Raw genomic sequence first — 23,521 nt, 5'->3', positions numbered from 1 at the left:
GGTCGTTGGCACATACGTGCACACATACGACCCTTCGCGCCAGCCGTACCAGTCCCAGATCCCCGCCATGCGCCCCTCGGGCGAGGCCTCGGGAGCCCACTCCCCCACGCCGATCTACGACGCGCTGTACTCGGAGTACCTCCGGTCCTTCCGCGCCCTGCCCGGTGACCGGTCCGGCGAGGAGGACCTCGGCTTCACCGGCTTCGGCGCCATCGGCGGGTTCGGGACGGGGACGCACGGCAGCCGCACCGGGTACCAGACGGGCCACCAGACCCAGCACTTCCCGGCCACCTACGCCGGCAACTGGCATGTGCACCCCGCGATGAACGCGAACGGGCGGCAGTACGCCGGGCAGCACCAGCTCCCGGCGGCCCTGCCGCCCGGCCCCCGCAGGGGGCTCTGAACCGGATTCCGCAAGGGAGTTGCTCCCTTACGGAATCCCGGCTCCAGACTCTCCCGGCCACCGGCCACCGGCCACCGGCCACCGGCCACCGGCCACCGGCTCCCGGCTCCCGGCTCCCGTGAGGGAGTTACTTCTTGGGGTTGCGTCCGCGCTTCTCGCGCACCCGCACCGAGATGTGGATCGGGGTTCCCTCGAAGCCGAACTCCTCGCGCAGCCGGCGCTCGATGAAGCGCCGGTAGCCGGCCTCGATGAAGCCGGAGGCGAACAGGACGAACCGCGGCGGCTTGGTGCCCGCCTGGGTGCCGAACAGGATGCGCGGCTGCTTTCCGCCGCGGATCGGGTGCGGGTGGCCGGCCACCAGCTCGCCGAGGAAGGCGTTGAGGCGGCCGGTGGGGACCCGGGTCTCCCAGCCCGCCAGCGCGGTCTCGATCGCCGGAACCAGCTTCTCCATGTGGCGGCCGGTCAGCGCGGAGACGTTGACCCGGGGCGCCCACGCGACCTGCTGCATCTCGGTCTCGATCTCGCGCTCCAGGTAGTAGCGCCGCTCCTCGTCGAGGGTGTCCCACTTGTTGTAGGCGATGACGAGCGCGCGCCCGGCGTCCACCGCCATCGTGATGATGCGCTGGTCCTGCACGGAGATCGACTCGCTGGTGTCGATGAGGACGACCGCGACCTCCGCCTTCTCGACGGCGGCGGCGGTACGCAGCGAGGCGTAGTAGTCGGCGCCCTCCTGGAGGTGGACGCGGCGGCGGATGCCGGCCGTGTCGACGAACTTCCAGGTGATGCCGCCGAGTTCGATCAGCTCGTCGACCGGGTCGCGGGTGGTGCCGGACTGGGCGTTGACGACGACCCGGTCCTCCTTGGCGACCTGGTTCAGGAGCGAGGACTTGCCCACGTTCGGACGGCCGATGAGGGCGATGCGGCGGGGGCCGCCCACCGAGGTGCCGAAGCGCTGCGGCGGGGCCTCGGGCAGGGCCTTGAGGATCTCGTCGAGCAGGTCGCCGGTGCCGCGGCCGTGCAGCGCGGAGATCGGGTAGGGCTCGCCGAGGCCGAGCGACCACAGGACGGCGGCGTCGGACTCCCCGGACATGCCGTCGACCTTGTTGGCGGCGAGCACGACGGGCTTGCCGGCCCGGCGCAGCAGCCGGACGACGGCCTCGTCGGTGTCGGTGGCGCCCACGGTGGCGTCGACGACGAAGACCACGGCGTCGGCGGCCTCGATGGCGTACTCGGCCTGGGCGGCGACGGAGGCGTCGAGGCCGAGGACGTCCTGCTCCCAGCCGCCGGTGTCGACGACCTTGAAGCGGCGCCCGGCCCACTCGGCCTCGTAGGTGACGCGGTCGCGGGTGACGCCCGGCTTGTCCTGGACCACGGCCTCGCGACGGCCGATGATGCGGTTCACCAGGGTCGACTTGCCGACATTGGGGCGGCCGACGACGGCGAGGGCCGGCAGCGGGCCGTGGCCGGCTTCGCCGAGGGCCTCCTCGACGTCCTCGACGTCGAAGCCCTCTTCGGCGGCGAGCTCCATGAACTCCGCGTACTCGGCGTCGCCGAGCGCTCCGTGTTCGTGCTGGTCGTTCATGAAGTCCGTACCTCGTTCATCGTGGTGATCGGTGGACCGCGATCGAGCGGTCCACTACTGAAAGTCTGGCCTAGCGCCCGGTCAGGCGCCTGGCGGTCTCCAGGTGGCCGGTGAGCCGGTCCTGGATGCGGACGGTGGCCTCGTCCAGGGCTCTGCGGGTGCGTCTGCCGCTGCCGTCGCCCGCTTCGAAGGGGTCGCCGAACACCACGTCGACCCGGCTGCGCAGCGGCGGCAGCCCCTTTATCAACCGGCCGCGGCGCTCGGTGCTTCCCAGGACCGCCACCGGCACGATGGGCGCCCCCGACCGTACGGCGAAGTAGGCCAGGCCCGCCCGCAGCGAGGCGAAGTCGCCGTCGCCCCGGGTGCCCTCCGGGAAGATGCCGAGGACACCGCCGCCGTCGAGCACGGCGAGCGCGTCGGTGATCGCGGTGCGGTCGGCGACCGACCGGTCCACCTTGAGCTGGCCGATGCCTTCGAGGAACGGGCCGAGCGGCCCGACGAAGGCTTCCTTCTTGATCAGGAAATGGGTGCCGCGCGGGGCGGTGCCCATGACCATGGGTCCGTCGATGTTGTGCGAGTGGTTCACGGCGAGGATCACCGGGCCGGCCGCCGGAACCCGCCAGGATCCCAGCACGCGCGGCCGCCACAGGCCGTACATCAGGCCGACACCGATGCGGCGCCCGATCTCCGCGCCCCGCTCGGAGACAGGAACTGCTGTCACTTGGCGGCCCGCTTCTCCTCGACCAGGGTGACCACGCACTCGATGACCTGGTCCAGGGTGAGCTCGGTGGTGTCCACCTCGACCGCGTCGTCCGCCTTGGCCAGCGGGGACGTCTTGCGGCCGGAGTCGGCCGCGTCCCGCTTGATCAGGGCTTCCCTGGTGGCCGCCACGTCGGAGCCCTTCAGCTCGCCGCTGCGGCGGGCCGCCCGCGCCTCGGGGGACGCGGTGAGGAACACCTTCAGGTCGGCGTCGGGCAGCACGGTGGTGCCGATGTCACGGCCCTCGACCACGATGCCGAGGACGGCGGCCGCCGCGATGTCGCGCTGGAGCTGGGTGATCAGGGCCCGTACCTCGGGGACCGCGCTGACCGCGCTGACCTTCGAGGTGACGTCCTGGGTGCGGATCGGGCCCGAGGCGTCCTCGCCGTCGACCGTGATGGTCGGCGCCGACGGGTCGGTGCCGGAGACGATCACGGGCTTGGCGGCCGCGACGGCGATCTCCGCCGGGTCGTCGATGTCGATCCCGTTGCTGATCATCCACCAGGTGATCGCCCGGTACTGGGCGCCGGTGTCCAGGTAGCTCAGGCCGAGCTTGGCGGCGACGGCCTTGGAGGTGCTGGACTTGCCGGTGCCGGAGGGGCCGTCGATGGCGACAATCACTGCTGCCGGAGCGGTCCGGGCGGCGGTTTCCACGGTGACGGACACCTTCCTGGTACGGGGCGGGGATGCTCGGGGCGCAAATCCGCCCCCCACAAGGTTACTGGCTCGTGCGAGCCCCCCGTCCCGCCCGGTCGGGACGACCGCGTCACTCCCGGATCGGCCGTCACTGCCGGATCGACCAGCCCCGCTCCCGCAGCGCCGCGGTGAGCCCCGGGGCCGAGGCCGGCTCGACCATCAGCTGGACCAGGCCCGCCTGCTGGCCGGTGGCGTGCTCGATCCGGACGTCCTCGATGTTGACCCCGGCCCGGCCCGCGTCGGCGAACAGCCGCGCGAGGCCGCCCGGCTCGTCGCTGAGCAGCACGGCGACGACCTCGTACGTGGCGGGCGCCGCCCCGTGCTTGCCGGGCACCCGGACCCGGCCCGCGTTGCCGCGCCGCAGCACGTCCTCGATGCCGGCCGCGCCGCCGCGCCGCTTGTCCTCGTCGGCGGACTCCATCGAGCGCAGGGCGCGCACGGTCTCGTCGAGGTCGGCGGCGATCCCGGACAGCACGTCGGCGACCGGCCCCGGGTTGGCGGAGAGGATCTCCACCCACATCCGGGGGTCGGAGGCGGCGATGCGCGTCACGTCCCGGATGCCCTGGCCGCACAGCCGTACCGCCGTCTCGTCGGCCTCTTCGAGACGGGCGGCGACCATGGAGGAGACCAGCTGCGGGGTGTGCGAGACGAGCGCGACGGCCCGGTCGTGGGCGTCGGCGTCCATGACGACCGGCACCGCCCGGCACAGCGCGACCAGTTCGAGCGCCAGGTTGAGCACCTCGGTGTCGGTGTCCCGGGTCGGCGTGAGCACCCAGGGCCGGCCCTCGAAGAGGTCGGCGGTGGCCGCGAGCGGGCCCGAGCGCTCCTTGCCCGCCATGGGGTGCGTGCCGATGTAGGAGTTCAGGTCGCAGCCGAGCGCGAGCAGCTCGCGGCGCGGCCCGCCCTTGACGCTGGCCACGTCGATGTACGCGCGGGCCACGCCGCCGCGGATCGCCTCGGCCAGGGTCGCGGCCACGTGCGCGGGCGGCACGGCGACGACGGCGAGGTCGACGCGGCCCTCGGGCGCCTCGTCCGTGCCGGCGCCGAGGGCCGCGGCGGTGCGGGCCTGGCCCGGGTCGTGGTCGACGAGGTGAACGGTGACGCCCCGGCCGCTGAGGGCCAGGGCGGCAGAGGTGCCGATGAGTCCGGTACCGATGACGAGGGCGGTTCTCACTGGGCGATGTCCTTGCGCAGGGCGGCGGCGGAGCCGAGGTAGACGTGGGCGATCTCGGAGCGGTCGAGATAGGTCTCGACGTGCGCGAGGATCCGCACCACGCGGGGCATGGCGCCGGCTATGTCGAGCTCCTGCGCGCAGATCAGGGGTACGTCGGTGATGCCGAGGGCGCGCGCGGCGGCGGCCGGGAAGTCGCTGTGCAGATCGGGGGTGGCGGTGAACCAGATGCTGATGAGGTCGTCCGGCGTCAGGCCGTTGCGCTCCAGGATCTCGGTGAGCAGCGCGCCGACCTGCTCGTCCATGTGTCCGGCCTCGTCCCGCTCCAGCTGGACTGCCCCACGGACCGCTCGTACCGCCACGACGTGCTCCTAGCCTTGGTCTTCGTTCCCGTTCAGCGTAGTCAGCGCCGACGGCGGACGTACGCGGCGGCCGCCCTCCGGACGAGGACGGCCGCCGCGTGCGGTGCTCGTTACAGGTTCTGCTGCTTGATCAGGTCCTCCAGGGAGGTGCCCGCCTGCGGCAGCTGTCCGCCCGGGGTCAGCTTGTCGACGGCCTGCGGCAGGTGCTGGGCGATCTGGTCGGCGGCCTCCTCGGGGGAGACGCCGGCCTGCTGTGCGGCCTGCTGGAGCGCGTCGTTCGGCAGCGCCTCGGCGATCTGGGCGCCGCTCACCGGCTGGTTGTCGCCGTCGCCGACCCAGGACTTGGCCTGGTCGACGAGCCCGGACTTGGTGAGCATGTCCATGAGGCCGCCGAGCGGGTTGCCGCCGTTGCTCTGGCTGCCGGCACTGCCGCCGAGGGCGCCGAGCAGCGCGCCGAGGATGTTCCCGGCGCCGCCGGCGGAGGCTCCGCCGCCACTGTTGCCACCGCCGCTGTTGCCGCCGCCGAGGAGGCTGCCCAGAAGGCTGCCCAGGTCATTTCCCGCCATTGTCGTGCCTTTCGGATGGGGGGTACGCAGGAGGACAGGGCCAATCTCACCCAGCGGGGACACCTCCGCCACCTGGGGGAACCTCCCCTGCCCGGCGCGCTGGGGGCGGGCCCGGTGTAGAACCGAGAGATGATCCTGCATGTGGTTCCCCTGGTCGAGTGGTCGGCTCGGCCCGACCAGCCCTACCGTCCGCCCTCGCTCGCCGCGGAGGGCTTCGTGCACTGCTCGGCCGACGAGGCCTCGGCGCTGGCCGTCGCCGACGCCCGCTACCGGGATGTGCCGGGCCCCCTCGTGGTGCTGTGCGTCGAGGAGTCGGCGCTGGCGGCCGAGGTCCGCCGGGAGGGCACGGCAGACGTGCTGTTCCCCCATGTGTACGGGCCCGTCGAGCGGACGGCCGTGACGGCGGTGCTCGAAGTGCGCCGGGACACCGAGGGGCGCGCCCTGGGCCTCGCTCCCCGGACCTGACACGCCTCGGACCCGGTACGCCCCGCACATGACACCCCTCGGACCCGACACGCCCCGGGCGGGCTCCGGCACGGAGGACATGCGACCCGTCGGTGCTTCGTCCCGGGGTCCTTCGGCGCCAGGATGCTCCTGGCCGCGCGTCGTCCGGACGTCCGGCCCGACGACTTCGCGTACGGCGTGATGGTTCCGCGTCCGGCGTGATGACGACCTGAGGAGCACAGGGTGGACGCAGTCAACAGCCGCAGGACGGTACTCGTGGCGGCGGCGGGGGCAGCGGCCCTCGCCGGTTGCTCCAACTCCGGTGGCGGCGGCAGTTCGACGCCGACGCCGACCCCCAGCGCCCCGAGCGGCAGCGCGTCCGCCACTGCGGGCGCGTCGAGCCCGCCCGCTGCCTCCGGTCAGTCGAGCCCGCCCGCGCAGGCCGGCCAGGTCCTCGCCAAGGTCTCGGACATCCCGGTCGGCGGCGGCAGGATCTTCGCGGAGCAGAAGGTCGTCGTGACCCAGCCCACGGCCGGCACCTTCAAGGGCTTCTCGGCGATCTGCACCCACCAGGGCTGCACGGTCTCCGCCGTCGCGGACGGCACCATCGACTGCCCCTGCCACGGCAGCAAGTACCGGATCGCGGACGCCTCGGTGGCGCAGGGGCCGGCCACTCGCCCGCTGCCCGCACGGCAGATCACCGTCGACAAGGATTCGATTCTGCTGCCCTGACCGGCCACACTGACCGGCATGACACCCGAGGAGCTGATCGCCGAGCACACCGTCTACTCCTGTGTCATGGGCTCGCGCGCCTTCGGCCTCGCGACCGAAGGCAGCGACACCGATGTGCGCGGGATCTACCTCGCGCCGACCGAGCTGTTCTGGCGCTTCGAGAAGCCCCCGACCCACATCGAGGGCCCGGCCGACGAGCAGTTCAGCTGGGAGCTGGAGCGCTTTTGCGAACTGGCCCTGCGCGCCAATCCGAACATCCTGGAGTGCCTGCACTCCCCGCTGGTCGAGCACCTCGACGACACCGGGCGTGAACTCCTGTCCCTGCGCGGGGCGTTCCTGTCCCGCCGGGCCCATGAGACCTTCGCGCGCTATGCGCTCGGCCAGCGCAAGAAGCTCGACGCCGATGTACGACAGCACGGCGCGCCCCGCTGGAAGCACGCGATGCATCTGCTGCGGCTGCTGATGAGCTGCCGCGATCTGCTGCGCACGGGCGTGCTCACCATCGACGTCGGCGCCGAACGCGAACGGCTCCTCGCGGTCAAGCGCGGCGAGGTCTCCTGGCCGGAGGTGGAGTCGTGGATGGCCCGCCTTGCCGCCGAGTCCGACGCGGCAGCCGACGCCTCCCCGCTGCCGGCCGAGCCCGACCGGGCCCGGGTCGCCGACTTCCTGTACCGGGTGCGCCGGGCGTCAGCCCTGAAGGCGGACGCGTACGACGAAGTCGTGCAGCGCGTCGTGCCCGGCGGCGGCCTCGGGCAGTAGCGAGGCGGCCTGCGCCTCGTCGAGGACCGCGTGCAGCGCCTCGATGTCGGCGGCGAGGCGCTCCCGGCCGGGCCCGCTCGCGGCGCCGTGCTCGGCCTCCGCCTTGGCGGCGATCAGCTCGGGCAGATAGCCGGGCGCGGCCACCTCGCCGAGGAGCGCCGTCAGATCGGCCCGCACCTGCCCGCTGCGCATGAGGTGGATTCCGGTGAGCAGCACCCTGAACGCGTAGAGCAGCGGCTTGAGTTCACCGGTCTTCTCGAACAGGCGCCACTGCGTGGTGGCGAACCCCCGGTAGTGGTGGGCGTGGTGCGAGGTCAGCACCGACGGGGCGAGCGCGACGAGTTCGGCGTGCGCGTCCGTCGTGTGCACGACCAGCGGCGAGAGCAGCTGCTCCAGGACGTACCCGTTGCGGCGCAGCATCAGGCGGACGAACTTGCGCAGGTCGTGCGTGACGAGATCCATCTCGACCCCGTCCTCCACCCACATCCGCGACCGCGTCTCCGCCGGCTCGCGAAGGCCCACCAGGGCCTCGGTGGGCAGGACGTGGACGCCGCGCAGGTCGACGTCGGAGTCCCGGGAGGGGAAGCCGTAGAGGTGGGCGCCCGAGACCGTGGCGAACAGCAGCGGGTCGGGCTGTTCGGCTGCCACGGGCGCGAGGTCGGCGGTCCTGAGGTCGATCATGGCTCAAGCATCCCAGAGGGCCCCCAGGGTCAGGAGTTCGCTGCGGTACTCGATGCGCTCGGCCCACTCCTTGGGCCAGGCGGCCGCGCCCAGGTGGGCCCCCGCGAAGGCGCCGGCCAGGCAGGCTATGGAGTCCGAGTCGCCCTGGGTGCAGGCGGCCCGGCGCAGGGCGGTCAGCGGCTCGTCGGGGAAGAGCAGGAAGCACAACAGGGCGGTGGCGAGGGCCTCTTCGGCGATCCAGCCGTCGCCGGTCTCCAGGCAGGGGTCGGTCTCGGGCGAGGGGTCGCGCAGCGCCTTGAGCACCCGGTCCAGGACGTCCAGGCATTCGTCCCAGCCGCGCGCGATGAAGTGGCCGGGCGTCGGGTCCTGCGCGTGCGTCCACAGGTCGCCGAGCCAGCGGTCGTGGTACCGGGTGCGGTTCTCGTAGGCGTACGAACGCAGCTGGCCGACCAGGCCCGTCGGATCGGCGCCCTGGGCGAGCAGGAACACGGCGCGCGCGGTGAGGTCGGACGCGGCGAGCGCGGTGGGGTGGCCGTGGGTGAGCGCGGACTGCAACTGGGCTGCGCCCGCCCGCTGTTCCTCGCTCAGGCCGGGCACCAGGCCGATCGGCGCGACCCGCATGTTGGCGCCGCAGCCCTTGGAGTGGTGCTGGCTGGCCTGCCGCCAGGGCAGCCCGCCGTCCAGTTTGGCGCAGGCCACCAGGCAGGTGCGGCCGGGCGCCCGGTTGTTGTCGGGCGAGTGGTACCAGTCGACGAACTCGGCGCGGAGCGGCCCTTCGAGCCGCTCGGGGCCGAGCAGCCCGCGGTCCATGGCGGTGCGGATGCCGCGGCCGAGCGCGAGCGTCATCTGGGTGTCGTCGGTGACGATCGCCGGGGTCGGCAGCGCCATCTCGCGCCACGGCCCGCACTTGGCGAGGATCGCGGGCACGTCGTTGAACTCGGTGGGGAAGCCGAGGGCGTCCCCCAGTGCGAGACCGATCAAGGCGCCGGTCGCCGTCTGTTGGGCAGCACGGTTCATGTCTGTCGTCCCTCCGGGCGCAGAAGGGGCGGGTGCAGCGCGGTGGCCGGACCCGCCCGGTGGAGCGCGGCCGGCTTGCCCCGGCCACCGGTCAGCCGTGAGGCACCTGCCACCTGCTCGACGAAGCCGGGCGTGGCCAGCACCTTGCGGCGGAAGTTGGGGCGGTCGAGGACGGTGCCCCAGACCGTCTCGTACACCTGCTGGAGCTCGCCGAGAGTGAACTCGGGCGGGCAGAACGACGTGGCCAGGCAGGTGTATTCGAGCTTGGCGCCGATGCGTTCACGGGCGTCGGCGAGGATCTCGGCGTGGTCGAAGGCGAGGTGGCCGTAGCTGCCGAAGGCGACCCACTCGGCGTGTGCCGCGTCGCCGCCGCCGTGCGGTTCGGGCAGGTCGGGCACGAGCGCGGTGTACGCCACCGACACGACCCGCATCCTGGGGTCGCGGTCCGGGTCGCTGTAGGTGCGCAGCTGTTCCAGGTGGAGCCCGGCCACCAGGTCGTCGGGCAGGCCGGTCTCCTCGGCCAGTTCGCGCCGGGCCGCGAGGTCGGTGGACTCGCGCGGCAGCACGAATCCACCGGGCAGCGCCCATGCCCCCGCGTACGGCTCCTGGCCGCGCCGGATGAGCAGGGCGTGCAGGACGCCCTCGCGCACGGTGAAGACCGCGAGGTCGACCGTGACGGCGAACGGTTCGAAGGCGTGCGGGTCGTACCCCTCGGGGACGGCGCCCCGGGCTCCCCCCTCCCGGGCCCGGGGGCCGCGCACGGTCATCGCCGCCCCCCGATCCGCGCCGGGCCGGCGCCGGGACCTGGTCCACCCCCGTGGGCCCAGGTCCGCGGGCCGTACCCGGCGGAGCCGAGGGCCCCGGTCCCGGTGAGGCTCATCGCCGTACCTCCCTTAATGGTCAACATGACTATAAAGGCGGTGGGGCGAGCGCACAAGGCCGTTCGGGCGGGCGCACAGGGCCTGCGGGGGCGCACGAAGCCTCGGGGGGCGCACACACGCGAAGAGCCCGGCTCCCCCGCGGAACGGGGGAACCGGGCTCTTCGCCGGGTGTGCGGGACGCCTAGAGGTCGACCTCGCGCATCAGCATGCCGACCTCGGTGTTGGTGAGGCGGCGCAGCCAGCCGGACTTCTGGTCGCCGAGCCCGATCGGGCCGAAGGCGACGCGGACCAGCTTCTCGACCGGGAAGCCGGCCTCGGCCATCATGCGGCGCACGATGTGCTTGCGGCCCTCGTGCAGCTCGATCTCGACGAGGTAGTTCTTGCCGGTCTGCTGGACGACCCGGAAGGCGTCGGCCCGCGCGTAGCCGTCCTCCAGCTGGATGCCCTCCTTGAGCCGCTTGCCGATCTCGCGCGGCAGCGGGCCCGTGATGGCGGCCAGGTAGGTCTTCTTCACGCCGTACTTGGGGTGGGTGAGGCGGTGGGCCAGCTCGCCGTGGTTGGTGAGCAGGATGATGCCCTCGGTCTCGGTGTCGAGCCGCCCGACGTGGAAGAGCCGGGTCTCGCGGTTGGTGACGTAGTCACCGAGGCACTGGCGGCCGTCCGGGTCCTCCATGGTGGAGACGACGCCGGCCGGCTTGTTGAGCGCGAAGAACAGGTACGACTGGGTGGCGACGGTCAGGCCGTCCACCTTGATCTCGTCCTTCTCGGGGTCGACGCGCTTGCCCTGTTCGAGCACGATCTCGCCGTTGACCTCGACGCGGGCCTGCTCGATCAGCTCCTCGCAGGCGCGGCGCGAACCCATGCCGGCCCGGGCGAGGACCTTCTGCAGCCGCTCGCCCTCCTGCTCGGCGCCCGGGAAGGTCTTGGGCGTCTTCACGTCCGGCTTGTCCGCGTACCGGTCGCGGTTGCGCTGCTCGATCTTGGCGTCGAGCTCGCGCGGGCGGGCCTGGCCCAGGCGCTGGCCGTGCGGGCCGCGGCGCACCGGGGTGCCGCCCTGCGGGGACTTGGGGCCGCCCTTGGCGCCGCCGCGCGCGGAGGCGCCGCGGCCGCTGCGGGGGGCGTCGTTGCCCACGTCGTAGGTGCGCTCCTCGGGGCGCAGAGGGCGCGGCTTGCCGCTGCCGCTCTGGCGCGGGCCGCCGCCCTGGCGCTGGCCGTCCCGGCCACCGCCGGAACCGCCCCGGCCGCCACCACTGCTGCTGCCGCGGCCGCCGCTGTTGCCACCACGGCTCCCGCCGTTGTTTCCGCTGCTGTTCCTGCCGCTGCTGCTTCGCATCACATTTCCGTCTTGTCGTCTGCGGGGGTATCCGGGGCGTCAGGCGCGTCCGGATCGAACGACGGAACACCCTCCAGCGTCTCGGCCTCGATCGCGTCCGCCTCGGGGAGGAAGGGCGCAAGCTCCGGGAGCTCGTCCAGGCCGCGCAGGCCCATCCGCTCCAGAAAGTAGTTCGTCGTCCTGTACAGGATCGCACCTGTTTCGGGTTCCGTGCCCGCCTCGTCGACCAGACCCCGCTGGAGCAGGGTCCGCATGACCCCGTCGCAGTTCACTCCGCGCACCGCGGAAACCCTGGAGCGGCTCACCGGCTGGCGGTAGGCGACCACCGCCAGGGTCTCCAGGGCCGCCTGGGTGAGCCGGGCGTGCTGGCCGTCCAGGACGAAGCCCTCGACGGCGTCCGCGTAGGCGGCCCGGCTGTAGAACCGCCAGCCGCCCGCCACGAGCCGCAGCTCGAAGCCGCGGCCCTGGACGGTGTACTCGTCCGCCAGCTCCCGCAGGGCGTCCGCCACGGCCCGTCTGGGCCGCTCCAGGACCTTGGCGAGGTGTTCCTCGGTGGCGGGCTCGTCGACGACCATGAGGACGGCTTCCAGGGCCGGCTTCAGCTCCAGCTCTTCCCGCAGGCCCTCGCGCACGCCCTCACTCACGCCTTCTCCTCCGTCACCACTCGGTCGAACTCGTCGGTCACCGTCGGCGCCCCGTCGCCCTCGCCGCCGCTCCAGCGCACCATCAGCTCCCCCAGCGCCTCGTCCTGGTCCAGGACGACGGCCTTCTCGCGGTACAGCTCCAGGAGGGCCAGGAACCGGGCCACCACGGTAAGGGTGTCCGGGGCGTCCTCGGCGAGCACCCGGAAGCTGGTCGCGCCCGCCTCCCGCAGCCGGGCCACCACGATCTCGGCCTGCTCCCGCACCGAGACGAGCGGGGCGTGGATGTGATCTACGTACACCTGCGGCTTGGCCCTGGGCTGCATGGCCTTGACGGCCAGCTTCGCGAAGCCCTCGGCGCCGATGCTGATGACGACGTCGGGCAGCAGCTCGGCGAGGTGCCCCTCCAGGCCGACGGTGCGCGGGTACCGGCGCGCCTCGGTGTCGAGCCGCTCGCTGAAGATGTCCGCGATCCGCTTGTACGCCCGGTACTGGAGCAGCCGCGCGAAGAGCAGGTCCCGGGCCTCCAGGAGGGCGAGGTCGGCCTCGTCCTCCACCTCGGCGGCGGGCAGCAGCCGGGCCGCCTTGAGGTCGAGCAGGGTGGCCGCGACGACGAGGAACTCGGTGGTCTGGTCCAGGTCCCAGTCCGGCCCCATGGCCCGGATGTGCGCCATGAACTCGTCGGTCACCTTGGAGAGGGCGACCTCGGTGACGTCCATCTTGTGCTTGGAGATGAGCTGGAGGAGAAGGTCGAAGGGCCCTTCGAAGTTGGCCAACCGAACGGTGAACCGCCCGTCACCGGCTTCGGGTTCGGGTGCGGTACCGGCTTCGGAACCATCCGGTTCGGCTTCGGCATCCGGTTGGGCTTCGGCTTCGGCTTCGGCTTCGGCGAGCACCAACTCGTCGTCGGCGGAAGCCGATTCAGCCCCGGCCGGCGAAAATTCAGCCCCTGGGGGTCCCCCCTGGACGAAGTCCTCGGGGGAGTTTGAGGAGCGGGGGTCCGGGGGCGCTGTGCTCATTGGCGGCTCCGCCGCGGGGGTGGGGAAGGAACCCCCCGGACCCCGCCCCAGCGCACGCCGCACCCCACGCGCAGCGGGAACGGGGGGTTCATCAGCAGTCGGCGTCGGCAAGGGTGGTCCAGGGGAGGAAAGGGCGGGCGGGCGGTCCGAGGGGGCTCCGCCGCAGGCTAGCGGCTACCGCCCCCGAAGACGCCGCACGAGAATGCTCGCGTCGCCCCGCGACTCCAGGTCGGCGAGGACGACGGCCACCGCCTCGCGGACGATCCGCCCGCGGTCGACCGCGAGCCCGTGCTCCCCGCGCAGGACCAGGCGCGCGTGCTCCAGGTCCATCAGCTCCTCGGCGGAGACGTACACCGTGATCTTCTCGTCGTGCCGCTCCCGGCCGCTGGGCCGCCGGTTCGCGGCCCGCTGGCGGCGCCGCTGCTGCGCGGTGCCGGAACCGGACGCCGTGCCGGAGCCCTGGGCCTGCGCCCGACGGGCCTTGGCGGCCTCCGCCTCGGCGGCACCCCGGCTGCGCGGCTCCCCGGAGCCGGAGTCCTCGTCCGCGGCGGTGTGCTCCGCCTCGGCGGGCTCGGCGGCGACGGAGTCGCTCTCGCCCGCCGGGGCCGGCACCCGTGCCTCGCCGTTGGCCCCCCGGCGCGGGGCGGACGGCGAGAGCGCCATCCCCCCGGTCGTACGGAACAGTTCGTCGGCCCCGGGCAGACTCACTCGGCGTGACACCGGGCGAGCACCTCCCTGGCGAGCTGACGGTAGGCGGCCGCGCCGACGGAGTTGGAGGCGTACGTCGTGATCGGCTCGCCGGCGACCGTGGTCTCCGGGAAGCGCACCGTCCGGCCGATGACCGTGTGGTAGACGTGGTCGTCGAAGGCCTCGACCACCCGGGCCAGGACCTCACGGCTGTGCACCGTGCGGGAGTCGTACATCGTGGCGAGGATGCCGTCCAACTCCAGGTCCGGGTTGAGGCGTTCCTGCACCTTCTCGATCGTCTCGGTGAGCAGCGCGACGCCGCGCAGCGCGAAGAACTCGCACTCCAGCGGCACGATCACCTTGTGGGCCGCCGTCAGGGCGTTCACGGTGAGCAGGCCGAGCGAGGGCTGGCAGTCGATCACGATGTAGTCGTAGTCCTGCATCAGCGGCTTGAGCGCCCGCTGGAGCGTGGACTCGCGCGCGACCTCGCTCACCAACTGCACCTCGGCGGCGGACAGGTCGATGTTGCTCGGCAGCAGGTCCATGTTGGGGACCGCGGTCTTGAGCAGCACCTCGTCGGCCGACATGCCCCGCTCCATGAGCAGGTTGTAGACGGTGAGGTCGAGTTCCATCGGGTTCACGCCGAGGCCGACCGACAGGGCTCCCTGCGGGTCGAAGTCGACGAGCAGCACGCGCCGTCCGTACTCCGCGAGCGCGGCACCCAGGTTGATGGTCGACGTGGTCTTGCCCACGCCGCCCTTCTGGTTGCACATCGCGATGATCTTCGCGGGACCGTGGTCGGTCAGCGGACCCGGGATCGGGAAGTACGGCAGCGGCCGTCCGGTCGGGCCGATCCGCTCGCGGCGCTGGCGGGCGGCGTCGGGGGCGAGGGTGGCCGCGTACTCGGGGTCGGGCTCGTACTCGGCGTCGGGGTCGTAGAAGTGCCCCTGGGGCACCTCGTCAAAGTCGGCGAGAGCGGCGGTGTCCCGGCCGCTCTCGTTGCCGGCCGTGGCGTTCACGTGTAGGCCGTCCATCATCCGTGGGGCTGTCGTCATGTGCTGGGTGGTTTCGAAGGTGCGGACCGCGACGGAGCCGACAGCCTCGGGCCCCGAAGGGCTCTGGCCCCGTACGGACGTCCCCGCAGGGAATCCTGACTGACCACCTCCGGGAGTAAATGTCGACTCATTCACAAGTCGTCTTACCTCCTTGGACGTGACCAGGAAACTTTATCGATAGGTCAGCGTGGCACCATGCCGACGGTTGGCGACTCTATGGCGTGTCACCGGTCCGCAGCAACACAATCCGCCGGACCCGGCCCGATGTGTCGGCAACCGAACACCGCTCTGTCAAGGGCGTACAGGCACTCAGGCACACGTTTCACCAGTGCGCGAAACGGTTAAAGGGTTACGTTCGAGGCGAGTTGAGCAAGCCCGGCACAGGGGGCGGAAGTGTCGCGACACACATCCGGCCGGACCTTGGTCGACAAGGTCCGGCCGGATGTACGAGGTTGACGGTCCGGGTTGACGAACCGGCTTTTGACTAGCCGATGAGCGTGTGCAGGTCGACCTGCTCCAGGCCGTGCGCCTCGGCGACGGGGCCGTAAACGACCTGGCCGTCATGGGTGTTGAGGCCCAGGGCGAGGGCGGCGTCGCGGCGCAGCGCCTCGGCCCAGCCGTTGTTCGCCAGCGACACGATGTAGGGCAGCGTGGCGTTGGTGAGGGCGTAGGTGGAGGTGTTCGGCACCGCGCCCGGCATGTTGGCGACGCAGTAGAAGACCGAGTTGTGGACCATGAAGGTCGGCTCGGCGTGGGTGGTCGGACGCGAGTCCTCGAAGCAGCCGCCCTGGTCGATCGCAATGTCGACAAGAACACTTCCGGGCTTCATCTTGGCGACGAGCTCGTTGGTGACCAGCTTCGGGGCCTTGGCTCCGGGGATGAGCACCGCGCCGATGACGAGGTCGGCCTCGATGACGGCCTTCTCCAGCTCGAAGGCGTTGGAGACGATCGTCTGCACCTTGGTGCCGAAGACCTTGTCGGCCTCGCGGAGCTTGTTGATGTCCTTGTCGAGCAGGGTCACGTGGAAGCCCATGCCGACGGCGATCTGCGCCGCGTTCCAGCCGGAGACGCCGCCGCCGATGACGACCGCCTTGCCGGCGTGGGTGCCGGGGACGCCGCCGGGCAGCACGCCGCGGCCGCCGGCCGAGCGCATCAGGTGGTAGGCGCCGACCTGCGGGGCCAGCCGGCCCGCGACCTCGGACATCGGGGCCAGCAGCGGCAGCTGCCGGTTGGCCGTCTCGACCGTCTCGTACGCGATCGCGGTGGTGCCGGACTCCAGGAGGGCGTCCGTGCACTCGCGGGAGGCGGCGAGGTGCAGGTAGGTGAAGAGCGTCTGGTCCTTGCGGAGGCGGTGGTACTCCTCCGCGATCGGCTCCTTGACCTTCAGCAGCAGGTCGGCGGTGGCCCAGACCTCGTCGGCGCTGCCGAGGATCTCCGCGCCGGCGGAGACGTACTCGGCGTCCGTGATCGACGAGCCGACGCCGGCGTTCTGCTCGACGAAGACCTGGTGGCCGTGGCGCACCAGCTCGTGCACGCCGGCGGGGGTGATGGCCACCCGGAACTCGTTGTTCTTGACCTCGCGGGGGATACCGACCTTCACGTCGATCACGGTCCTTGGCTCAGGGAAAAAGGGGGGCAATGCCATACATACCCGGAAGCACGACGGCACACCGGGAGGTACCGCAGGACGTTGCGGCAGAGCCAGTCTAATGAAGGTTTTCTCGCTGTCTACCCTTACAAAGCTTCAATCTTTGGCTGAAGCGCTACGGATTTCGCAGGTCCCCCGGGGCTGTGGCCTCATCTTCCAGAAGCCGGTCGGCCGTCGCGCGGTGCAATCGCGCGGCCGCCGGGTCACCGAGCCGGTCCAAGGTGTCGGCCAGCCTGAGCTGGAGCGCGGCCTGGAGACGCAGATCACCGGCCGTGCGGGCCAGCTCCACGGCCTCGCGGCAGGTGCGCAGCGATTCCTCGGGCCGCCCGGCGTACTCCTGGACCCGGGCCGCCTCGCTCAACGCCCTTGCCTGGCTCGGGAGATCACCGAGCCGCCGGTATCCGGCCACCGCCGCGCGCCAGCAGCGCAGCGCCTCGCCGTAGCGGCCCGCGTAGGTGTGCACGGTGGCGAGGCGGCCGTACAGCCGCGCCTCGTCGGCGCGCTCGCCGCGCGCCAGCCGCTGGGACAGCGCGCGCCCGTACCAGTCGGAGGCCCGCTGCCAGTCCCCCAGCTCCTGGTGGGCGCCGCCTACGGATTCCATCGCGCGGCCGGTCGCGTACGGGTCGTTCGCGGCCCGGCCCGCGTCCAGGGCGAGCCGGTAGCGGGCCAGCGCCTCGGCCGTGCGCCCGTTCCCGGCGTCCAGGTCGCCCAGGTTGAGCAGGGCCGCGGCCTTCTCGCGGTGCAGCCCGCGGCGCTCGGCGACGTCCAGGACCAGCTGGTGCAGCCCGTACAGCTCGGGGGCGGCGGCCTCGGCACCCCGGTGGGCGGCGAGCGCCCGGACCAGGGCGGCCACCAGGCGGCGGGCCAGCGTGTCGAGCTCACCGTCCGCCACGGCGAGCCGGGCCGAGGCGAGCAGTGCGGGCCGGCGGGTGCTGAGCCAGGCGTCCGCGACGGCCGCGCTGGGGAAGCGCAGGGCGCGCGGCAGCCCGGCGAGCTTTCGGCGGGCGGGCGAGCCCTCGGGCTCGGTGACCGCGCGGCAGGACTGGAGCAGCCGTACCGTCCGCTCCAGCATGCGGGCGCGGGCCAGCTGCACCTCGCCGGGCCGGTCGACCCGCTCGCAGAGCGCGCGCAGCAGCGGCGCGAGCGCGCCCGGCACCAGGTACTGCTCGGGGACTTGGGGATCGCGGCGCAGCAGCCCGTACCGTACGAAGTCGGCGAGCGCGGTCTGGGCGCCCGAGACCGAGCAGCCGGCCAGCGCGGAGGCGGTGTGCGCGTCGGCGATCCCGGCGGGGGCGAGCGCGAGCAGTCGCAGTATCCGGGCGGCCGGCTGCGAGAGGGACTCGTACACGAGCCGGAAGGACCGGGCCAACGGCCTTGTGGCGTCCGGGACTTCGTCCTCGTCGTCGCACATGGCGCGCAACTGCTTGGCCACGTCGGCGACGGCGGCCTTGGGGCGGGCCGCGAGCCAGCCGCCGACCAGGACGAGGGCGGCGGGCTGCCCCCCGCAGACCTCGACGAGGGTCTCGGCGGCGCGCGGATCGACCGTGACGCGCACCGATCCGGTGTAGCCCTCCAGGAGTTCGACCGCCGACTTCACGTCCAGGCCGCCGAGGGTGCACGGGCGGACGTCGGGGATGCCGGTGAGCGGGCCCCGGGCGGTCGCCACGATCAGGCACCGGGAGGTGTCGGGAAGCAGCGGGCCGACCTGTTCGGCGTCGGCCGCGTCGTCGAGCAGCACGACCGCCCGGCGGCCCGCGAACGCCCCGCGGACCAGCTGGGCCAGCTCGTCCTCGCCGGCCCCCGGCGGCGCCGGGACGTCAAGGGCGTCCAGCAGATCGCGGGCGACCCGGTCGACGGGGACCCGGGCGCCGCCGGGTTCGGTGAGGCCGGCGCGCAGCACCCCGTCGGGGTAGTCGGCGGCCACCGTGCGGGCCAGCTCGCCGGCGAGTGCGCTGCGTCCCGATCCGGGGCGGCCCGCGATCAGCAGGACCCTGGCCCGGGGCGACTTCTTTCCTGACAGGGTGTCAAGTCCGGCCCGCTCGATGTCGGCCCGCAGCTCCTTCAACTCCCGCTGTCTGCCCAGGAATTGGTCCACACACTGCCCGGCGGCAGCGCCACCCACGTCCACCGCCTGATCCGTCACGGGCCACGCTCCGTCCGCCTGAGCACCTGGAGACCGTGCGGGTCTCCGCACGGGCAGTCCGAGCGTAGTTCACGCTTCGTGACCGTTTGGGCGGAGCGCGGCGGGGATGTCGCCCGATCGGATCAGCGGATTTTCAGATCGGATGGGATCGGGTGCGATCGGATGTGACCGGGGGAACGGCTCGGCTCACTCGTCGAAGGCCCCGGCCGGTCCGCGAAGGCGGGGGTCCGGCTCACTCCCCGCAGGGCCTCGAAGGGCCGGCCCACCGCGCGAAGGCAGAGGTCCGGCTCAGGCCTCGAACGGCCGGGCCGGCCAGGGCGCGTCGGCCGGGCGCAGCGCGTCCACACCGTCGCCCCGCAGCACGGCCGACAGCGCGAGCGCTCCGACCACCAGGCAGGTGTTGTGCAGTTCCCCGGCCAGAGCCCCGCGCACGAGGTCGTCGAGCGGTACGCGGGCCAGCTCCATGTCGGCCTCCTCCTCGGAGACCTCGAAGCGCTCGCCGTCCGCCTCGGACAGATCGCGGGCCAGGAAGATCCGTACGGCTTCGTCGCTGCCGCCGGGCGAGGTGTACACGTCGGTGAGGACGTGCCACTGCTCGGCCTTGACGTGCGCCTCCTCGTACAGCTCGCGCTGGGCGGCGTGCAGCGGGTTCTCGCCGGGCACGTCCAGGAGCCCGGCCGGGATCTCCCAGAGCTTGTGGCGCACCGGGTGGCGGTACTGGCGCAGCACCAGGACCCGGCCCTCGTCGTCGAGGGCGCAGATCGCCACCGAGCCGGGGTGGACCTGGTAGTCGCGCTGGTGGACCGCGCCGTCGGGCATGACGACGTCGTCGGTGCGGACGCTCGTCTTGTGGCCGGTGAAGGGAGTGGTACTCGCCACGACCTGCCACTGTTCGGCGGTGTCCTCGATGGCCATGTCGGCGTCCTCCCACAGTGCGCGCGCAACAACAGAAACCGGGGTACGGGCCCTGGTGAGGACCCCGTACCCCGGCAACGTTAACGCGCGCGCGGCGATGCGCGACTACTTGACGGGCTTGCCCGTCTTGCGCTCGACGGCGGCCTTGACCAGGCCCGCGAAGAGCGGGTGCGGGCGCGTGGGGCGCGAGCGCAGCTCCGGGTGCGCCTGCGTGGCGACCAGGTAGGGGTGCACCTCGCGCGGGTACTCGACGTACTCGACGAGCTTGTTGTCGGGGGACGTGCCCGAGAAGACGAGGCCCGCCTTCTTCTCCAGCTCCGCGCGGTAGGTGTTGTTCACCTCGTAGCGGTGGCGGTGGCGCTCCTCGACGTAGGGCTGGTCGTCGTAGACCTCACGCACGATCGAGCCCTCGGCGAGCTTCGCCGGGTACAGGCCGAGCCGCATCGTGCCGCCCAGGTCGCCCGCGCCCTCGACGTAGGCCAGCTGCTCCTCCATCGTCGAGATGACGGGGTGGGCGGTGGCCGCGTCGAACTCGGTGGAGTTCGCGTCGGGGATCCCGGCCAGGTTGCGGGCGGCCTCGATCACGATGCACTGGAGTCCCAGGCAGATGCCGAGCAGCGGCACCTTGTTCTCGCGGGCGTACTGGATCGCGCCGATCTTGCCGTTCACACCGCGGTCGCCGAAGCCGCCGGGGACCAGGATCGCGTCCACGTCACCGAGGTGCTTCTTGGCGCCGGCCTGCGTCTTGCACTCGTCGGAAGTGACCCACTTGACCTTGACCCGGGCCTTGTTGGCGAAACCGCCGGCCCGCATGGCCTCGGTGATCGAGAGGTAGGCGTCGGGCAGGTCGATGTACTTGCCGACCAGCGCGACGGTGACCTCGTGCAGCGGGTTGTGGACCCGGTCGAGCAGGTCGTCCCACTGCGTCCAGTCCACATCGCGGAACGGCAGGTCCAGCTTGCGGACGACGTAGGCGTCCAGGCCCTCGGTGTGCAGCACCTTGGGGATGTCGTAGATCGACTTGGCGTCGATGGCGGCGACCACGGCCGCCTCGTCGACGTCGCACATCAGCGAGATCTTGCGCTTGATGGACAGCGGCACCTCGCGGTCGGCGCGCAGCACGATCGCGTCGGGCTGGATACCGATGTTGCGCAGGGCGGCGACCGAGTGCTGGGTCGGCTTGGTCTTCAGCTCGCCCGAGGGGCCGATGTAGGGCAGCAGCGAGATGTGCACGACGAAGACGTTGTCGCGGCCCACCTCGTGGCGGACCTGGCGGACGGTCTCCAGGAACGGCAGCGACTCGATGTCGCCGACCGTGCCGCCGACCTCCGTGATGACGACGTCGACGTCGTCGGTCGCCATCCGGCGGATGCGGTGCTTGATCTCGTTGGTGATGTGCGGGATGACCTGGACGGTGTCGCCCAGGTACTCGCCGCGCCGCTCCTTGGCGATGACCTGCGAGTAGACCTGGCCGGTCGTCACGTTGGCGGACCCGTCCAGGTCCACGTCCAGGAAGCGCTCGTAGTGGCCGATGTCCAGGTCGGTCTCGGCGCCGTCGTTGGTGACGAACACCTCACCGTGCTGGAACGGGTTCATCGTGCCGGGGTCGACGTTCAGGTACGGGTCGAGCTTCTGCATCGTGACCCGCAGGCCGCGGGCCTTGAGGAGCGCACCCAGGCTGGAGGCAGTCAGACCCTTGCCGAGGGAAGAGGCGACACCCCCGGTGACGAAGATGTGCTTGGTCGTCGTGGCTGCGCTGTTTCGCAAAGCCGTGGGCTGCATGGCCAAGAGGGGGCTCCCGTGGTCGCTGTCTGGAGTGCGTACCGGTCACCCTGTGTGGATCTTGTGCGAGTTCACGCGAGATCTCAGAGGGTGCCGTCGCTGCGGTTCGGGGCTTTTTTCAGCACCCGGCCACGGGCTACCAGGGTATCAGCGACAGCGGGAGACCGCGCCCGGCCACGCTCTGTATGCCGCTGGTCAGCCCTGAGTACGAGCCTCACTCGTTCGGCTCAGTGGCGTTCGAGGAAGGCTTAAGCGGATCACTATCGTGCGTCGTATCCTGCTCGGACACTCGCTTGCCGAGCCACCTGGTAGCACGGCACCACCCAGCCCGTCACCCGGAACATGCGCTCGTTGGCGAACCCTTGACCGCTGTCGCTGTAAGCGCCCCCAGGGGGCGGACGTGGCCGTTCGACTGGAGATTGCACGTGGCCGGGCGCATCGAGGATTACGCACTCATCGGAGACATGCAGACCGCCGCACTGGTCTGCCGGGACGGCACGGCGGACTGGCTCTGCCTGCCCCGCTTCGACTCGCACGCCGTCTTCGCCGGACTGCTCGGCACCGAGGAACACGGCTTCTGGCGGGTCGGGCCCGCACACGGGACCGACGATCCGCCCCCGGCGGCCGACCGCCGCCGCTACCGGGGCGACTCGCTCATCCTGGAATCGGAGTGGGACACCCCCCGCGGCACGGTCCGGGTGACCGACTTCATGCCGCCGCGCGACGGCGCCCCGCAGCTGATCCGCATCGTGGAGGGGGTCAGCGGCCGGGTTCCGATGCGCTCCATGCTGCGCATGCGGTTCAGTTACGGGCGGATCACCCCCTGGGTGCACAAGGTCGACTCGCGCACGGTGGCCGTCGCGGGCCCCGACTCGGTCTGGCTGGACACCGAGGCCGAGACGTACGGCAAGAACCTGACGACGTACTCCGACTTCACCGTCTCACCGGGCGAGCGCGTCGCGTTCACCATCAGCTGGCAGCCCTCGCACCAGAAGCCGCCGGCGCTGCCCGAGCCCGAGGCGTCCCTTGAGGCGACCGAGGAGTTCTGGCGCGAGTGGGTGGACCACTGCACCTACCACGGGCCCTACCGCGAGGCCGTGGTCCGCTCCCTGATCACCCTCAAGGCACTCACCTACGCGCCGACCGGCGGCATCGTCGCCGCCCCCACCATGTCGCTGCCCGAGCACATCGGCGGCGAGCGGAACTGGGACTACCGCTACACCTGGCTGCGGGACGCCGCGATCACGCTGTCCTCGCTGCTGCGCACCGGCTACCGCGAGGAGGCCCGCGCCTGGCGCGAGTGGCTGCTGCGCTCGGTGGCGGGCGACCCGGAGAACCTCCAGATCATGTACGGGATCGCCGGCGAGCGGGAACTCGGCGAGACCGAACTGGACTGGCTGCCCGGCTACGAGAACTCCACCCCGGTGCGGGCCGGCAACGGCGCCGCCCACCAGCTCCAGCTCGACGTGTACGGCGAGGTCACCGAGGCGCTGCACCTGGCACACATGACGGGCCTGGCGCGCAACGACTACGCGTCGCTGCTCCAGCTGAAGCTGATCCGCTACCTGGAGAGCCACTGGGACCAGCCGGACGAGGGCATCTGGGAGGTGCGCGGCCCGCGCCGCCACTTCGTGCACTCCAAGGTGATGGCCTGGGTGGCCGTGGACCGCACGATCAAGCTCATCGAGTCCGGCGACGCGGACGGACCGCTCGACAAGTGGCGCGAGCTGCGCGACGACATCCACCGGGACGTCTGCGAGAAGGGCTACGACCCCGAACGCAACACCTTCACGCAGTCCTACGGCTCTCAGGAGCTGGACGCGTCCTTGCTGCTCATCCCGCAGATGGGCTTCCTGCCGCCGGACGACAAGCGCGTGATCGGCACCATCGAGGCCATCCAGCGCGAGCTGTCCACGCCGGACGGGTTCATCCTCCGCTACCCGACGACGGGCGGTGACGCGGACAACCTGGACGGCCTGCTCGGCGAGGAAGGGGCCTTCCTGGCCTGCTCGTTCTGGATGGCGGACGACCTCGCGATGATCGGCCGGGTCGACGAGGCCCGCAAGCTCTTCGAGAAGCTGCTCGCCCTGCGCAACGACCTCGGGCTCCTCGCCGAGGAGTGGGACCCGCACCTCCAGCGCCAGGTCGGCAACTTCCCGCAGGCCTTCAGCCACGTCCCGCTGATCGACACCGCCCTGCGGCTGACGGCGTCGGGCGCGTACGGCGGCTGACGGTCCGGCCCGGT

23 protein-coding genes are annotated in these 23,521 nt (G+C 72.0%); 5 read left to right on the top strand and 18 right to left on the bottom strand.

Annotation, left to right across the window (positions count from 1 at the left end; genetic code table 11):
* Positions 1-16: 16 nt before the first annotated feature.
* Entirely contained in the window at positions 17-403 is a 387-nt protein-coding gene (locus tag CG740_RS22065; RefSeq protein WP_100576959.1) for a hypothetical protein, read from the top strand.
* A 127-nt stretch (positions 404-530) separates the two neighbouring features.
* On the opposite strand, the gene der is transcribed toward CG740_RS22065, so the two are convergent.
* The 6 genes from der to CG740_RS22035 form a co-directional block, all read right to left on the bottom strand.
* Positions 531-1,985, bottom strand: coding sequence for a ribosome biogenesis GTPase Der (der, locus tag CG740_RS22060; RefSeq protein WP_100576958.1), 1,455 nt, complete (start codon positions 1,983-1,985; stop codon positions 531-533).
* A 70-nt stretch (positions 1,986-2,055) separates the two neighbouring features.
* Positions 2,056-2,745, bottom strand: coding sequence for a lysophospholipid acyltransferase family protein (locus CG740_RS22055; protein ID WP_100576957.1), 690 nt, complete (start codon positions 2,743-2,745; stop codon positions 2,056-2,058).
* On the bottom strand, positions 2,703-3,410 hold the full coding sequence (cmk, locus tag CG740_RS22050; protein ID WP_100576956.1) for a (d)CMP kinase: 708 nt from the start codon (positions 3,408-3,410) through the stop codon (positions 2,703-2,705). The genes CG740_RS22055 and cmk overlap by 43 nt, the downstream gene beginning before the upstream one ends.
* A 118-nt stretch (positions 3,411-3,528) precedes the next feature.
* Complete coding sequence (locus tag CG740_RS22045; RefSeq protein ID WP_100576955.1) at positions 3,529-4,614, bottom strand: prephenate dehydrogenase; 1,086 nt, start codon at positions 4,612-4,614, stop codon at positions 3,529-3,531.
* On the bottom strand, positions 4,611-4,973 hold the full coding sequence (gene aroH, locus CG740_RS22040; protein WP_100576954.1) for a chorismate mutase: 363 nt from the start codon (positions 4,971-4,973) through the stop codon (positions 4,611-4,613). The genes CG740_RS22045 and aroH overlap by 4 nt, the downstream gene beginning before the upstream one ends.
* Positions 4,974-5,083: 110 nt before the next feature.
* Positions 5,084-5,602 (bottom strand): YidB family protein, encoded by a 519-nt coding sequence (locus tag CG740_RS22035; protein ID WP_442802851.1) that lies wholly within the window; start codon positions 5,600-5,602, stop codon positions 5,084-5,086.
* Positions 5,603-5,668: 66 nt separating this feature from the next.
* On the opposite strand from CG740_RS22035, the gene CG740_RS22030 reads away from it, so the two are divergent.
* The 3 genes from CG740_RS22030 (at position 5,669) to CG740_RS22020 (ending at position 7,474) form a co-directional block, all read left to right on the top strand.
* The gene (locus CG740_RS22030) at positions 5,669-6,004 is read left to right on the top strand and encodes a DUF952 domain-containing protein (RefSeq protein WP_100576952.1); all 336 of its coding nucleotides are present in this window, start codon (positions 5,669-5,671) and stop codon (positions 6,002-6,004) included.
* Between the two features lie 222 nt (positions 6,005-6,226).
* Positions 6,227-6,715, top strand: coding sequence for a Rieske (2Fe-2S) protein (locus CG740_RS22025; RefSeq protein WP_100576951.1), 489 nt, complete (start codon positions 6,227-6,229; stop codon positions 6,713-6,715).
* An 18-nt stretch (positions 6,716-6,733) separates the two neighbouring features.
* Positions 6,734-7,474: a nucleotidyltransferase domain-containing protein gene (locus CG740_RS22020; RefSeq protein WP_100576950.1), complete on the top strand. Its 741-nt coding sequence runs from the start codon at positions 6,734-6,736 to the stop codon at positions 7,472-7,474.
* Here CG740_RS22020 and CG740_RS22015 read toward each other — a convergent pair.
* The 12 genes from CG740_RS22015 to CG740_RS21960 form a co-directional block, all read right to left on the bottom strand.
* Positions 7,403-8,155 (bottom strand): nucleotidyltransferase domain-containing protein, encoded by a 753-nt coding sequence (locus CG740_RS22015; RefSeq protein WP_100576949.1) that lies wholly within the window; start codon positions 8,153-8,155, stop codon positions 7,403-7,405. The two genes, CG740_RS22020 and CG740_RS22015, sit on opposite strands and share 72 nt — an antisense overlap.
* Positions 8,156-8,158: 3 nt before the next feature.
* On the bottom strand, positions 8,159-9,172 hold the full coding sequence (locus tag CG740_RS22010) for an ADP-ribosylglycohydrolase family protein (protein WP_100576948.1): 1,014 nt from the start codon (positions 9,170-9,172) through the stop codon (positions 8,159-8,161).
* On the bottom strand, positions 9,169-9,939 hold the full coding sequence (locus CG740_RS22005) for an NUDIX hydrolase (protein WP_100576947.1): 771 nt from the start codon (positions 9,937-9,939) through the stop codon (positions 9,169-9,171). The genes CG740_RS22010 and CG740_RS22005 overlap by 4 nt, the downstream gene beginning before the upstream one ends.
* 295 nt (positions 9,940-10,234) lie before the next feature.
* Positions 10,235-11,386, bottom strand: coding sequence for a pseudouridine synthase (locus CG740_RS22000; RefSeq protein WP_100576946.1), 1,152 nt, complete (start codon positions 11,384-11,386; stop codon positions 10,235-10,237).
* Entirely contained in the window at positions 11,386-12,030 is a 645-nt protein-coding gene (gene scpB, locus CG740_RS21995) for an SMC-Scp complex subunit ScpB (RefSeq protein WP_100576945.1), read from the bottom strand. Before scpB ends, CG740_RS22000 begins: the two co-directional genes overlap by 1 nt.
* Entirely contained in the window at positions 12,027-13,157 is a 1,131-nt protein-coding gene (locus CG740_RS21990) for a segregation and condensation protein A (protein ID WP_100576944.1), read from the bottom strand. Before CG740_RS21990 ends, scpB begins: the two co-directional genes overlap by 4 nt.
* A gap of 63 nt (positions 13,158-13,220) precedes the next feature.
* Positions 13,221-13,766: a hypothetical protein gene (locus CG740_RS21985; RefSeq protein WP_100576943.1), complete on the bottom strand. Its 546-nt coding sequence runs from the start codon at positions 13,764-13,766 to the stop codon at positions 13,221-13,223.
* The gene (locus CG740_RS21980) at positions 13,751-14,788 is read right to left on the bottom strand and encodes a ParA family protein (protein ID WP_384903682.1); all 1,038 of its coding nucleotides are present in this window, start codon (positions 14,786-14,788) and stop codon (positions 13,751-13,753) included. The genes CG740_RS21985 and CG740_RS21980 overlap by 16 nt, the downstream gene beginning before the upstream one ends.
* A gap of 484 nt (positions 14,789-15,272) precedes the next feature.
* Positions 15,273-16,388: an alanine dehydrogenase gene (gene ald / locus CG740_RS21975; protein WP_100577390.1), complete on the bottom strand. Its 1,116-nt coding sequence runs from the start codon at positions 16,386-16,388 to the stop codon at positions 15,273-15,275.
* Positions 16,389-16,551: 163 nt separating this feature from the next.
* The gene (locus CG740_RS21970) at positions 16,552-18,579 is read right to left on the bottom strand and encodes a tetratricopeptide repeat protein (RefSeq protein ID WP_100576941.1); all 2,028 of its coding nucleotides are present in this window, start codon (positions 18,577-18,579) and stop codon (positions 16,552-16,554) included.
* A 288-nt stretch (positions 18,580-18,867) separates the two neighbouring features.
* A complete protein-coding gene (locus CG740_RS21965) occupies positions 18,868-19,494 on the bottom strand; it encodes an NUDIX domain-containing protein (protein ID WP_100576940.1) in 627 nt (208 codons plus the stop codon).
* Between the two features lie 105 nt (positions 19,495-19,599).
* On the bottom strand, positions 19,600-21,276 hold the full coding sequence (locus tag CG740_RS21960; protein ID WP_100576939.1) for a CTP synthase: 1,677 nt from the start codon (positions 21,274-21,276) through the stop codon (positions 19,600-19,602).
* A gap of 425 nt (positions 21,277-21,701) precedes the next feature.
* On the opposite strand from CG740_RS21960, the gene CG740_RS21955 reads away from it, so the two are divergent.
* Complete coding sequence (locus CG740_RS21955; RefSeq protein WP_199846539.1) at positions 21,702-23,507, top strand: glycoside hydrolase family 15 protein; 1,806 nt, start codon at positions 21,702-21,704, stop codon at positions 23,505-23,507.
* Positions 23,508-23,521: the final 14 nt, after the last annotated feature.

It is taken from the genome of Streptomyces sp. CB01201 (assembly GCF_002803085.1).
GTDB classification, from domain to species: domain Bacteria; phylum Actinomycetota; class Actinomycetes; order Streptomycetales; family Streptomycetaceae; genus Streptomyces; species Streptomyces hundungensis.
Note: the sequence above shows the minus strand (reverse complement) of the source record. Positions and strands in the feature narration are given on the sequence as shown.

Bases quoted from the DNA above. Each gene is read 5' to 3' on its own strand.
- CG740_RS22000 (WP_100576946.1), bottom strand. From the start codon at position 11,386: ATGCGAAGCAGCAGCGGCAGGAACAGCAGCGGAAACAACGGCGGGAGC.
- CG740_RS22010 (WP_100576948.1), bottom strand. From the start codon at position 9,172: ATGAACCGTGCTGCCCAACAGACGGCGACCGGCGCCTTGATCGGTCTC.
- der (WP_100576958.1), bottom strand. From the start codon at position 1,985: ATGAACGACCAGCACGAACACGGAGCGCTCGGCGACGCCGAGTACGCG.
- CG740_RS22015 (WP_100576949.1), bottom strand. From the start codon at position 8,155: ATGATCGACCTCAGGACCGCCGACCTCGCGCCCGTGGCAGCCGAACAG.
- CG740_RS21960 (WP_100576939.1), bottom strand. From the start codon at position 21,276: ATGCAGCCCACGGCTTTGCGAAACAGCGCAGCCACGACGACCAAGCAC.
- CG740_RS21980 (WP_384903682.1), bottom strand. From the start codon at position 14,788: ATGACGACAGCCCCACGGATGATGGACGGCCTACACGTGAACGCCACG.
- CG740_RS21965 (WP_100576940.1), bottom strand. From the start codon at position 19,494: ATGGCCATCGAGGACACCGCCGAACAGTGGCAGGTCGTGGCGAGTACC.
- CG740_RS22020 (WP_100576950.1), top strand. From the start codon at position 6,734: ATGACACCCGAGGAGCTGATCGCCGAGCACACCGTCTACTCCTGTGTC.
- CG740_RS22030 (WP_100576952.1), top strand. From the start codon at position 5,669: ATGATCCTGCATGTGGTTCCCCTGGTCGAGTGGTCGGCTCGGCCCGAC.
- CG740_RS22005 (WP_100576947.1), bottom strand. From the start codon at position 9,939: ATGACCGTGCGCGGCCCCCGGGCCCGGGAGGGGGGAGCCCGGGGCGCC.